General features: G+C 27.6%; 11 protein-coding genes. 9 read left to right on the top strand and 2 right to left on the bottom strand.

Annotation, left to right across the window (positions count from 1 at the left end; genetic code table 11):
- Nucleotides 1–17: 17 nt before the first annotated feature.
- The 9 genes from uidA to BFL38_RS07895 all read left to right on the top strand — a co-directional run bounded on the left by uidA (nucleotide 18) and on the right by BFL38_RS07895 (nucleotide 10,861).
- On the top strand, nucleotides 18–1,823 hold the full coding sequence (gene uidA / locus BFL38_RS07935; protein ID WP_069726552.1) for a beta-glucuronidase: 1,806 nt from the start codon (nucleotides 18–20) through the stop codon (nucleotides 1,821–1,823).
- A 75-nt stretch (nucleotides 1,824–1,898) separates the two neighbouring features.
- Entirely contained in the window at nucleotides 1,899–3,338 is a 1,440-nt protein-coding gene (locus tag BFL38_RS07930; RefSeq protein ID WP_069726551.1) for an MFS transporter, read from the top strand.
- A gap of 73 nt (nucleotides 3,339–3,411) precedes the next feature.
- The gene (locus tag BFL38_RS07925; protein ID WP_069726550.1) at nucleotides 3,412–5,040 is read left to right on the top strand and encodes a mannitol dehydrogenase family protein; all 1,629 of its coding nucleotides are present in this window, start codon (nucleotides 3,412–3,414) and stop codon (nucleotides 5,038–5,040) included.
- Between the two features lie 19 nt (nucleotides 5,041–5,059).
- Complete coding sequence (uxuA, locus tag BFL38_RS07920; RefSeq protein ID WP_069726549.1) at nucleotides 5,060–6,127, top strand: mannonate dehydratase; 1,068 nt, start codon at nucleotides 5,060–5,062, stop codon at nucleotides 6,125–6,127.
- Between the two features lie 82 nt (nucleotides 6,128–6,209).
- Nucleotides 6,210–7,616, top strand: coding sequence for a glucuronate isomerase (uxaC, locus tag BFL38_RS07915; protein WP_069726548.1), 1,407 nt, complete (start codon nucleotides 6,210–6,212; stop codon nucleotides 7,614–7,616).
- Between the two features lie 43 nt (nucleotides 7,617–7,659).
- On the top strand, nucleotides 7,660–8,292 hold the full coding sequence (locus BFL38_RS07910; RefSeq protein WP_069726547.1) for a bifunctional 4-hydroxy-2-oxoglutarate aldolase/2-dehydro-3-deoxy-phosphogluconate aldolase: 633 nt from the start codon (nucleotides 7,660–7,662) through the stop codon (nucleotides 8,290–8,292).
- Nucleotides 8,293–8,418: 126 nt separating this feature from the next.
- Nucleotides 8,419–9,009 (top strand): tetratricopeptide repeat protein, encoded by a 591-nt coding sequence (locus BFL38_RS07905; RefSeq protein ID WP_069726546.1) that lies wholly within the window; start codon nucleotides 8,419–8,421, stop codon nucleotides 9,007–9,009.
- A gap of 233 nt (nucleotides 9,010–9,242) precedes the next feature.
- Nucleotides 9,243–9,797: a DJ-1 family glyoxalase III gene (locus BFL38_RS07900; RefSeq protein WP_069726545.1), complete on the top strand. Its 555-nt coding sequence runs from the start codon at nucleotides 9,243–9,245 to the stop codon at nucleotides 9,795–9,797.
- A gap of 77 nt (nucleotides 9,798–9,874) precedes the next feature.
- Nucleotides 9,875–10,861 carry a sugar phosphate nucleotidyltransferase gene (locus BFL38_RS07895; protein ID WP_069726544.1) on the top strand — a complete coding sequence of 329 codons (987 nt, stop codon included), beginning with the start codon at nucleotides 9,875–9,877 and terminating at the stop codon, nucleotides 10,859–10,861.
- A gap of 60 nt (nucleotides 10,862–10,921) precedes the next feature.
- Here the strand turns inward: BFL38_RS07895 and BFL38_RS07890 are convergent, their stop codons facing one another.
- Nucleotides 10,922–11,353 carry a hypothetical protein gene (locus tag BFL38_RS07890; protein ID WP_069726543.1) on the bottom strand — a complete coding sequence of 144 codons (432 nt, stop codon included), beginning with the start codon at nucleotides 11,351–11,353 and terminating at the stop codon, nucleotides 10,922–10,924.
- A gap of 2 nt (nucleotides 11,354–11,355) precedes the next feature.
- Complete coding sequence (locus BFL38_RS07885) at nucleotides 11,356–12,795, bottom strand: spiro-SPASM protein (RefSeq protein WP_069726542.1); 1,440 nt, start codon at nucleotides 12,793–12,795, stop codon at nucleotides 11,356–11,358.
- Between the last annotated feature and the right edge of the window lie 15 nt (nucleotides 12,796–12,810).

The raw sequence follows: 12,810 nt of genomic DNA, 5'->3' as shown, positions 1-12,810 counted from the left end.
CGGAGGAAATTGTTTTTATGATTAATTCTATGTTATACCCTAGAGAAAGCAGAACAAGAAGAGTTGTTGATATATCTGGAATGTGGGAATTTAAGATAGATTCAAACAATGAAGGAAGAAAAAACGGTTATGCCAACGGATTAAAAGACACTACATTTATACCTGTACCATCTAGCTTTAATGATCTTTTTACAGATAAAAATATAAGAGAACATGCCGGAGATATATGGTATGAAACATCATTCTATCTTCCTTTAGAATGGAAAGATAAAAATGTTAATGTAAGATTCGGCTGTGCTACACATGAAGCTGCTGTATACATTAATGGAAAAGAAGTATGTACGCATGTAGGCGGATTTATGCCTTTCAATGCTCCTGTTAATGAAGCCGGAGTATTCGGAGAAAAAAATAAATTAGTTGTAGTTGTTAATAATGAACTTAGCAATACTACACTACCTTGCGGACATACAGAAACTAAACCCTCAGGCAAAAAATATATTAAACCTTCTTTTGACTTTTTCAATTATGCTGGTTTGAACAGACCTGTAAAAATTACTGTTACAAACAAAGAATATATTTATGATATAGATATATTATCTGAAGTAAACGGCAGTGACGGAATTGTAAATTATGAAGTACATACTACAGGTGAAAATAAAGTATTCATAAAAATATACGATGAAGAAGGAAAAGAAGCAGCAAGTGCTGAAGGAAAAAATGGAAAAATAGTTATTAAAAATGCTAAATTGTGGAATCCGAAAGCTGCTTACTTATACAAATTTGAAGCATGCATCAAAAACGGAGAAGAGTTAATAGATGAATACTATCTTGACTTTGGAATAAGAACAATCAAAGTTGAAGGTACAAAATTCTTAATAAACGGAAAACCTTTCTACTTTACAGGATTCGGAAAACATGAAGATAGTGAAACAGCTGGAAGAGGTTATAATCCGCCTGTAATAAAAAGAGACTTTGAACTTATTAAATGGATAGGTGCTAATTCATTTAGAACATCTCATTATCCATACAGTGAAGAGATAATGCAGGCTGCTGACAGAGAAGGTATAGTTATTATAGATGAAATAGCTGCCGTTGGTATGTTTGATGTGGGATCCGTATTAAATCCGGGTGCTTCAAAAACGGATTATTTCTCTTTAGAAGAAGTACATACAAAAACTAAAGAAATTCATAAAAAAGCTGTAGAAGAGCTTATTACAAGAGATAAGAATCACCCTTCTGTTGTTATGTGGAGCTTATTTAATGAACCTGATACTTCTAAAGATGAAGCTTTGCCATACTTTGAAGATATATTCAACTTTGCAAAAAGTATAGACAAACAAAACTTACCAAAAACTTTTGCTGCTATTCAGGCATCAGCACCTGGTAAATGCAAATGTATGCATCTATGCGATGTAATTACATTAAACAGATACTACGGCTGGTATTTCTTGGGAGGTTATGAAATAGATATGTCAGAAGAAAAATTCAGAGAAGAGATGAACCTCTATAAAGAAATGAACAAACCTGTTATGTTTACAGAATACGGAGCTGATACTTATGCAGGTGTTCATAAACTTCCTTCTGTTATGTGGAGCGAAGAATATCAATGCGAATACTATGAAATGAACTTCAAAGTTTTTGATAGTTACGACTTTATAATAGGCGAACAGTTATGGAACTTTGCTGATTTCCAAACTACTGAAGGAATATTCAGAATAGACGGAAACAAAAAAGGAATATTCACTAGAACCCGTCAGCCTAAAGCAGTTGCTCATTATATAAGAAGCAGATGGACTAAATTACCGCTAGATTATAAAAAATAATTAATTAAAAAATTACGGGTAGGAAATAAAAAATAATTTTCCTGCCCTTTATAAAAAATAGGAGGTACGCAGATAATGGATAATACAATTAATTATCATAGAGCCAAAATATGGCAGATAGCATTTTTTGCTTTTAATAACACGGCTACTAATTTATACATGTTTTTCATGTTTTTTATATCCTATTACGCTACAGGAATGTTAGGATTGGGAGTAGTTTTGGTATCTACACTTCTTACTGCTATGCGTATTTGGGACGCTGTAACAGATCCTTTTGTTGGTTATATGCTGGATAAAACTAATGGAAAATTTGGTAAAAACAGACCTTTTATAGTTGCCGGAAATATTGTGATGATTATATCTTGTTTTATAATGTACAAATTTGTATATAAAGCTCCGGAAAATATGAGATTATTATTCTTTATATTGGTTTATGCTGTATATATTATAGGATATACTTTGCAATGCGTTGTTACAAAATCTGCTCAAACTTGTCTTACTAATGATCCTAAACAAAGACCTTATTTTACAATATTTGATGGAAGTTATAATGTTGTATTATTTGCCGGTATGCAGATTGTAGTTTCTAAAGTATGGATACCAAAATACGGCGGTTTTAATGCTGAGTTTTTTAATACTTTCTTAACATTTACTATAATCGTATCTGCTGTATTATCTGCACTTGCAATAATAGGATTATGGACTAAAGACAGAACAGAATATTTCGGACTTGGAAAGCCTCAATTAATTACTTTTAAAGATTATTGGACTGTTATAACAAAAAACAGAGCAATACAAATGCTTGTAATTGCTGCTTCTACAAGTAAACTTTTTGTTACTATACAATCTAACTCTATAGTATTAGTTATGCTTTATGGTATAATATGCGGAAATTATGCTTTAAGCGGTGAGGTTTCTGCTATATATAGTATACCAAGCATCATCATCATAATATTAGGTATGAAATTTGTGGCTAGCCGTATGGGTCAGAGAAAAGCATTATTATTTGGTACTATAGGCTGTATAATATTTGCTGCTCTTCTATTATTACTATTTATATTCGGAGAGCCTACTACTATGAGCTTTAAAAATCCTAATTTCTTTACTATAGCATTCATAGTATTATGGATATTAATGCAGGGTTTTGCTGGAATATCTACTAATATAGTTATACCTATGACTGCTGACTGTGCCGACTATGAAACTTATAGATCTGGAAAATATGTTCCGGGTTTGATGGGTACATTATTCAGCTGTGTTGATAAAATAATATCATCTTTCGCTACTACTATAGTAGGACTTTTAATTGCTATGATAGGCTTTAAAACTACTCAGCCTACTCCTGATACTCCTTATTCAACAGGAATTTTCTGGGTAACTATGTTCTGTGTATTCCTTGCTCCTATGATTGGATGGGTATTAAATATTATAGCTATGAGATTCTATCCTCTTACTAGAGAGAAAATGGAGGAGATACAAGGAGCTATAGCTGAAATAAAAGCTAAAAATCAATAATATAATTTTTGCTTGACAGTTTATATTATTTTTGTAAAATTAATATACTAGTATACAATTTAGAGGCTATAAAATGAAAATTAATATTGAAAACTTAATAAACAATAAAACCTTTTTTGAAAAAAACAATATAGAAATACCAAAATATGATATAAAACAAATTAGAAAAAATACAAATGAAAAACCAACTTGGATTCATTTCGGAGCTGGTAATATATTCAGAGGTTTTGTTGCGAGAATAGCTGATACTCTTTTAAATGATAATATTATAAATACTGGTATAATAGCTGTTGATACGCATGCTGCTGGAAGAGATGATGATTATGAAATGCTTGATAAAGTTTATAAGCCTTTTGATAATCTCACTCTTTTAGCATCTATTAAAAGTGATGGGAATATAGATAAAAAAGTTATAGGAAGCATTACTGATATACTTCATGCTGATTTTATTAATTATTATGAAGAATTAAAAAAAATATTTATATCAGACTCTCTACAAATAGCAAGTTTTACTATAACAGAAAAAGGTTACTCTATAAAAGATTCAAATGGTAATTATAATAAAATAGTTGCTGATGACATTATAAATGAACCTAAAAAAGCAAAAAATATTATGAGTATTGCCTGTGCTATGCTTTTAGAAAGATATAAAAACGGAGCTTATCCTATAGCAATGCTTAGTATTGATAACTGCTCTAATAATGGGGACAAATTAAAAAGTGCTGTTATTGATATAGCTAAGGAATGGGTAAAAAAAGGGTTTGCCGACAATGGATTTATAAAATATCTTGAAGATAATAAAAAAGCTGCTTTTCCTTTTAGTATGATTGACAAAATTACTCCTAGACCTTCTGAAATTATCTCAAAAAAACTTGAGAGTATAGGGCTTGAAGATATGCATATATTCAAAGTAGGACATAATCCAATGGCTGCTTTTGTAAATGCGGAAGTGCCTGAATATTTAGTTATTGAAGATTCATTTCCAAACGGCAGACCTGATTTGGCTAAAGCAGGAGTATATATTACCGACAGAGAAACTGTACAAAACTCTGAAAAAATGAAAGTTACTACTTGTTTAAATCCTCTTCATACATCTTTAGCAATATTCGGCTGTCTTTTAGATTATGATTTTATATATAATGAAATGAAAGACCCTATATTAAAAAAGCTAGTTGAAAAAATAGGTTATGATGAAGGTATGAAAGTAGTTATTAATCCTAAAATCTTAAATCCAATGGAGTTCATAAAAGAAGTTATAGAAGAAAGACTAGTTAATCACTATATACCAGATTCTCCTAAAAGAATAGCAACAGACACCTCCCAAAAAATACATATCAGATATGGAGAAACCTTAAAATCTTATGTAAAAAACGGACTTGATGCTTCTTCTTTAATTGGAATACCTATAACTATAGCAGCTTGGCTTAGATATTTAATGGGAATCGATGACAAAGGAAATACTATGGAAATAAGTCCTGATCCTATGCTTGAAGAATTACAAAAGCATATAAAAAATATCAAGTTTAAAGATATAAATAGTATAGGAGATAATTTAAAGCCCATACTATCAAACAAAATTATATTTGCTTGTGATTTATATGATGAAAAAATAAATTTAGGCAGCAAAATAGAAGAATATTTCAAAGAAATGATAATAGGTGTAAATGCAGTTAGAGAATGTTTAAATAAATATATTAAATAAATTAAGGAGAAATTCTATTATGATAATGACTTTAAGATGGTTTGGAAAGAATTTTGATTCTGTTACTCTAAAACAGATTAGACAAATACCCGGAGTAAAAGGAGTTATAACAACTTTATATGACAGTAAGGTTGGAGAAGTTTGGAAAGAAGAAGATGTACAAAAATTAAAAAAAGAAGTTGAAGAATCTGGATTAAAAATATACGGCATAGAAAGTGTCAATATACATGATGATATAAAAATTGGTTTGCCTAGCAGAGATAAATATATAGAAAACTATATAAAAACATTAGAAGTTTTGGGAAAAAATGGAATTAACTTAGTATGTTATAACTTTATGCCTGTATTTGACTGGACTAGAAGCGATTTAGCAAAAGTAAGACCAGACGGAGCTACTGTTTTATCTTATGACCAAGATATAATAGATAAAATAGATCCTCAAAAGATGTTTGAACAAATTGATTCTAGTTCTAATGGATTTGTTTTACCTGGATGGGAGCCTGAAAGACTCAGCAGATTAAAAGAACTTTTTGAAATGTATAAAGGTGTTGATGATGATAAATTATTTGAAAATTTAAAATATTTTTTAAATGCTGTAATGCCTACTTGTGAAAAATACAATATCAAAATGGCTATACACCCTGATGATCCTGCTTGGCCGGTATTCGGACTTCCTAGAATTATAGTTAATAAAGAAAATATTTTAAGAATGGTTAATAGTGTTAATAGTCCTTGCAACGGAGTAACTCTATGTGCTGGTTCTTTAGGTTCTAATCCTAAAAACGATATACCTGATATAGTAAGAAGTTTGAAAGGCAAAATTTTCTTTGCACATGTTAGAAACTTAGAGCATACTGCACCTGGAAAATTCCAAGAAGCAGCACATTTATCAAGCGATGGATCTATGGATATGTTTGCCATTATGAAAGCATTTTATGATATAGGTTTTGAAGGACCTTTCAGACCAGATCATGGAAGAGCTATCTGGGACGAAGTATCTATGCCCGGATACGGACTTTATGACAGAGCATTAGGTGCTGTTTATTTACAAGGTTTATGGGAAGCTATAGAAAAAATGAGTAAATAATTATACATATATCATTAATGCAATACGGTTATAAAAGTTATAATTGTATTGCATTTGTTTTAATTTAAGAGGAATAAATATTATGAGAAATTTTATGGATAAAGATTTTTTATTATATAATGACACAGCTAAAATACTTTTTCATGATTATGCTTATAAATGTCCTATATTTGACTATCATTGTCATTTGAGTCCTAAAGAAATAGCCGAAAATAAAAAATTTAATAATATCACTGAAATTTGGCTTTACGGAGATCATTATAAATGGAGAATGATGAGGGCAAATGGAATAGATGAGAAATTTATAACAGGAGATGCTGAAGATTATGATAAGTTCAGAGCTTGGGTAAAAACTGTGCCTAATTTAATAGGAAATCCATTATATCATTGGAGTCATTTGGAGCTTCAAAGATATTTTGATATTTATGAAATTATAAACGAAGATAATGCTGATATAATTTGGAAAAAAGCTAATGAAAAATTACAGAATATGACTGTTAAAGATATTCTTAAAAAATTTAAAGTTCATACAATAGGCACTACTGATGATCCGATAGATGATTTAGAATATCATAAATTAATAAATGAAGGAAAAGCTCAAATAGGTAAAATTGATACAAATATAGTTCCTTCTTTCAGACCAGATAAGGCTATTAATATAGAAATGCCGGACTTCAGCGAATATATAAAAAAGTTAGAAAAAGCAAGTTCTGTTAATATAAAAGATATAAAATCATTAGTTGAAGCTTTATATAAAAGAATAGATTATTTTAAAACTTTAGGCTGCGTATCAAGCGATTGTTCCTTGTCATTAGTGCCTTTTAATTTATATGATGAAAATAATATAGATACTATTTTCAAAAAAGCTATGAATAAAGAAAAATTGTCTTTAGAAGAAATAGAAAAATACAAAACATATATACTTATCAAATTAACTCAAAAATATAAAGAAGCAAAACTAGTTATGCAGATACATATTTCTGCTATGAGAAACAATAATGAAGTAATGTTTAAAAAACTAGGTGCTGATACAGGATATGATTCTGTAGGAGATTCTAATATTATAGAAAAATTATCATCATTATTAAAAACGGCCAATAATAACGGAGGACTCCCAAAAATTATTTTTTACAGTCTTAACAATAAAGATTATTATCCGCTTTCTACACTTATGGGCTGTTTTCAAGATGAAGGCATAAAAGGTAAAATGCAGCTTGGTTCTGCTTGGTGGTTCTTAGACAATAAAGATGGAATGGAAGAACAATTAAAAGTACTTGCAAACAGCGGTTCTTTAGCCTTATTTGTAGGAATGCTCACTGACTCAAGAAGTTTTCTTTCATACTCAAGACATGAATATTTTAGAAGAATACTATGCAATTTAATAGGAAAATGGGCAGAAGACGGCGAAGTGCCTAATGATATTAAATTTTTAGGAAATATAATAGAAAATATATGTTTTAATAATTCTAATATTTACTTTAATAGTTAAGTATGATAAATTAAAATTACCTATTATTTTTTACGGAGTTTTTATGTTTGAAAAATATATACAAAATAAAATTATACCTGTAGTGGTTGTAGAAAATGAAGAAGAGATAAGAAATATAGCTGAACTTTGTTTGGAGTTTCTGCCTTCTATAGAATTAACACTTAGAACAGAATACGGATATAAAGCATTAGAAATATTAGTAAAAGACTACCCTACTCTTCCAAGGGCAGCTGCTACTGTTTTAAGTACAGAACAAGTAGACATAATACTTGATTTGGGAACTAATTTAATAATAAGCCCTGGTTTTCAGCCTGTAATGTTGGAATATGCTAAAACTAAAAAATATAATTATATACCAGGTGCTGCAACACCTTCTGAAGTTGAGCAATGTTTAGCTTACGGGCATAAATATATAAAATTTTTCCATGCTGGTTTATTTGGAGGCATTAATTGGATAAAAAATATAGCTCCTGTTTATCAGCATACAGGTGTTAAGTTTATGCCTTTAGGGGGAGTGAGTATTGACAATGTAAAAGAATATTTGCAAAACAAAAATGTATTTGCATGCGGAGGCTCTTGGCTTTGTCCTAGAAACTTGATGGAAGAGAAAAATTGGAAAGAAATAAAAAGAAGATTTGAAGAAGCTCATAATTTAATAAAAGATTTATCAAATTAATAAGGCTTTTTTATTGTTATATCATAATTTTTTTATATATAATAAGTGAATATAAATTTGCATTCACTTATTATTTTTTGTATAATTTATATATTGTAATTTTTAATATAAAAATAGGATAATAATATGATTAGTGAAGAAAACAAATATTTTTATAGTGCATTAAATAATATACAAAATAAAAAATACGATGAAGCTATTAATGATCTGATTAAAATTATAGAAATAGATCCTCATAATTTAGATGCCTATCATAATTTAGCAAGAGTTTATCATGATATGGAAAATTATGACAAGGCAATAGATACATATAATAAATCTATAGAAATATATCCGCATGACAGCGATGCCTACTATTACAGAGCAGAAGTTTATTTAAACAAAAAAGATTATGATAAGGCTATAGAAGATTTAGAAAAAAGCATATTAAAAAATGAAGCGTATTCTGATGCATACTACTTAATGTCTGTAGCTTATAGAAGAAAAAAGAAATATAAAAAAGCAATAAAATATTTAAAAAAAACATTGGAATTTAATAACGAAGACTATATAGCCTATTATGATTTATATAAACTTTATAATATACTCTCTAAACATGAAAAAGATGAAGAGATAAAAGAAAAATATTTAGTGAAATCTAAAAAATTCTTACAGAAATCTGCTGATTTAGGATATGAAAAAGCTATAGAAAAATTAAATAATAATGCAATTAAATAATAATTTTTGAATACTAAAAAGCTAAATATAAAAATTGTAAGCGTATATCAAATCCTCCAAAGGCGGCTATACATTGCTATCAAACAATTTTTATCAGAAGTAATAAAAAATAATAATTTAATATAACTTATATTTTAAGATAATTATGCTTCAATTATAAAATAGCTTGCAATATTATAAATATAAACTATTATATAAATAATAAGAATTATGATAAAAGGAGATTACAATATATGTCAAAAAAAGTTCTTGTTCCATTAGCAGAAGGCGTAGAAGAAATTGAAGTTATTACTATTATTGATGTTTTAAGAAGAGCAAATATAGAAGTAGTAACTGCTTCTTTAACTGATAATTTAGAAGTAAAAGGATCTCATAATATTATAATAAAAGCGGACACTTCTTTTGAAAAAATAGTTAACTCTGATTTTGATGGTATATCACTTGCAGGCGGTTACGGCGGAATGAATAATCTAAAAGATGATAAAAGAGTATTAGAAAAACTTAAAAGCATGTATGAAGCTAAAAAATTAGTATCAGCAATATGTGCTTCTCCTATAGTTCTTGGAGAGGCTGGGGTTATTAAAGGAAAATACACTTGTTATCCTAGCTGTGAAAGTGCTGTTAAAGGCGGCGAATATGTAGAAAAAGATATTGTTGTTTGCAATGATAATGTTATTACTTCTAAAGGTCCTGCTACTACTGTATTTTTTGCTTTGGAATTAGTTAAATACTTAAATGGCTCTAATGAAGAATTAGCTAATGCTTTATTAGTTAATCTAATAAAATAATAAAAAGATATTGATTTTATTAATCTTTTATATATAGTATAGCAATATATATAAAAGATTTTTTAAGGATTATAAAATTGAAAATTATTATACCGGCAGCCGGAGAAGGCACTAGATTAAGACCCCATACAATTACAAAACCAAAACCAATACTTCCTATAGCAGGTTCTACAATTATAGATTTCATAATGAATGAAATATCTTCAATACAGGATTTAGAAGAAATAATATTTATAGTTGGATATTTAAAAGATAAAATGATTGAATATTTGACTGATAAATATAAAAATATAACACTTAGATTTGTAGAACAAAAAGAGTATAAAGGTTTAGCTCATGCCATATCGCTTACAAAGGAATATATAAAAGATGATGATAAAATATTTATTATTTTGGGCGATACAATATTTAAATTAAATCTTTCAAATATAGTAAGCAAAAATGAAAACTCTCTTGGTGTATGCGAAGTTGACAATCCAAGCAGATTCGGAATAGCAATATTGAATGAACAAGGTATTATAAAAAAATTAGTTGAAAAACCTCAAGAACCTATAGGCAATTTAGCTCTTACAGGAATGTATAATATAGTAAATACTAAAGAATTATTTGAAGCTATAGATTATATTATCAAAAATGATATAAAAACTAAAAATGAATATCAGCTTACAGATGCTTTGGAATATATGATAAAAAACTCAATAATATTCAAAACATTCAAATTAGATGGCTGGTATGACTGCGGTGAAAAATCCACTATGATAGAAACGAATAGATCTATTATTAAACATGATATATTAAGTAAAGGTATAAAAGACACTGCTATAATACCTCCTGTATTTATCGATAAGGATGTAAAAATAGAAAATTCAGTAATAGGTCCTTATGTACATATTGGAAAGAACTCTAAAATAGAAAACTCTATATTAAAAAATTGTATCATATTTGAAGATGTTAGTATATCAAATGCCTTTATGGATAATTCTATAATATCCGAAAAAGTTACATACAGAGGAAAAACTACTTCAATGGATATAGGGGCTTCTATAACTATAGAACAAAATTAACTTTTAATCTGAAATATTAAAAAGGAAGTTATCATTATAAATAGATAGCTTCCTTATTTTTTACAATGTAGCATTCATAAAGCCCATTACAATAAATTGCAAAAAACTCACAAATAAAAATATTCCCGTATCCATAATCAAAAGAGAATACGGATAATTAGTAAGCAGCATTGAAAATCTTACCTTGTCTGCTATTATTAAAGATGAATATGTTAAAAATCCTACAAATAGTTTTATATGTTCTTTCAAAGGAATAAAATAAAAAAATACCATAAAAAATAATGCGATTAATAAACTTTGAATAAAAGAAAAAAACTCAGAGTAATATATCATTTTAATTCTATTATTCCAATTACGAACTCCGGGCAGTATTTCTCTTCTATAATAAAATTTTTTAACCGATTGGAATTCTAATATCAATCTAGTAGCCAAAAATCTAACTACATAACAAGCCAAAACAAACTCTAAATATCTTACTATTATATTTTCCATAATCAAAAATTATATAAATACCATTCATCACAATTATTACAAAAATCTAATTTCTTAGAAACATTATCTAAAAAATAATTTTCAAGCTTTTTCCATATATCCTCTAAATTTTCATCATATATAGAAGCTATTTTCTTTTCTTTGTTTATATCAAATCTGCAAATATAAATATCCCCATAACTATCTATAAATAAATCTCTAGCCAAATGCCAGCATCCTACATTAATAAGAGGTGCCATATTCCCCACTCTATTATCATCTATAATGCCTCTGTAATTATAATATTTCTGCATTATAATATCTATTTTATATTTATCAAAATATTTATAATAAGAAGCTAAATAATCAAAGTTATCTTTTTGTTTTGTTATCTGCAAATAAGTATTTTTAGGCTCTCTAAGCAAATAATAGTCTATATTAGACATAATAGTTTTTATATCACCATTATCATATATTCTATTATAAACATCTTCTTCTACAGCATCTAAATGTATAATAACATTAAGATTACTTCTCTCTGACTGCATAGATAATAATCTTTTAGCATTAACACTGTCAAGAAGCAATGCATTAGTTTCTAAATATACCTGAACATTTTTATTTCTTGTAGAATATTCTAATATATCAAAAATATCTTTATTCAAAAGAGGCTCATAATAACTTCCTATAGAAATATGAAAATCGCCGCAAAAATTATAAAGTTTATCATAAATAGCTTTAAACTCATCTAAAGTAATATTTTTTTCTTCTTTTGAAAGTTCATTTTTTATAGTTTGATTTTTTAATAAATATTTATTTAACGCATTTTGTCTATTACTAATATCTATCTCTATAAATGACGGCAATGTTCTTCTAATACTTGGATTTTCTTCTATTGCCTTAACCATTTCATTATAATCTTTATAGACTATAAGTTTTTTTATTAAAATAGCATTTCTTTTACTATCAGCAAAAAGAGAAAGTCTGTAATATCTCATATCATGTTCTGATATAAGTATTTCTATTTCAAAAAAATTCGGATCAACAAATACAATATTGCTTATAGCATTTTCAGATACTTTAATATCTTTTGTTTTGATAATATTAAATAATTTCTCAAAAGCAGTTCTTCTTATTATAAAAGGAACTATACCAGAAGGATAATTTTCGCCATAACTAAAATACGATATATTTTCTTCATGTATCTTAGTTAATTTAATAGTTTCATCAGCATTAAATAAAGGCATATTGCCTGGTATATAAATTATATTATCATAATTCTCGCTTTCTATATATATATTATTTAAATAATTTTCTATTTTTTCAAGATCATTATTTTCTATATATTTAACATCGCAATTTAATTTCTCTTTTAAAGTATTTATCTTATCATTAAAAATATTATCAAATATTATAGAAAACTCATTAGAAAAAGTTCTGTCAGCTAATATTAAAAAACTCATTTTTTACCTCTTATT

It is taken from the genome of Brachyspira hampsonii (assembly GCF_001746205.1).
Taxonomy (GTDB): Bacteria; Spirochaetota; Brachyspiria; order Brachyspirales; family Brachyspiraceae; genus Brachyspira; species Brachyspira hampsonii_B.
The sequence above is the reverse complement of the archived record's forward strand: the minus strand, read 5'-3'. Positions and strand labels throughout refer to the sequence as shown.

What these genes read in the sequence shown, in the direction of transcription:
- uidA (WP_069726552.1), top strand. Translation starts at nt 18, where the DNA reads ATGATTAATTCTATGTTATACCCTAGAGAAAGCAGAACAAGAAGAGTT.
- BFL38_RS07930 (WP_069726551.1), top strand. Translation starts at nt 1,899, where the DNA reads ATGGATAATACAATTAATTATCATAGAGCCAAAATATGGCAGATAGCA.
- BFL38_RS07925 (WP_069726550.1), top strand. Translation starts at nt 3,412, where the DNA reads ATGAAAATTAATATTGAAAACTTAATAAACAATAAAACCTTTTTTGAA.
- uxuA (WP_069726549.1), top strand. Translation starts at nt 5,060, where the DNA reads ATGATAATGACTTTAAGATGGTTTGGAAAGAATTTTGATTCTGTTACT.
- uxaC (WP_069726548.1), top strand. Translation starts at nt 6,210, where the DNA reads ATGAGAAATTTTATGGATAAAGATTTTTTATTATATAATGACACAGCT.
- BFL38_RS07910 (WP_069726547.1), top strand. Translation starts at nt 7,660, where the DNA reads ATGTTTGAAAAATATATACAAAATAAAATTATACCTGTAGTGGTTGTA.
- BFL38_RS07905 (WP_069726546.1), top strand. Translation starts at nt 8,419, where the DNA reads ATGATTAGTGAAGAAAACAAATATTTTTATAGTGCATTAAATAATATA.
- BFL38_RS07900 (WP_069726545.1), top strand. Translation starts at nt 9,243, where the DNA reads ATGTCAAAAAAAGTTCTTGTTCCATTAGCAGAAGGCGTAGAAGAAATT.
- BFL38_RS07890 (WP_069726543.1), bottom strand. Translation starts at nt 11,353, where the DNA reads ATGGAAAATATAATAGTAAGATATTTAGAGTTTGTTTTGGCTTGTTAT.
- BFL38_RS07885 (WP_069726542.1), bottom strand. Translation starts at nt 12,795, where the DNA reads ATGAGTTTTTTAATATTAGCTGACAGAACTTTTTCTAATGAGTTTTCT.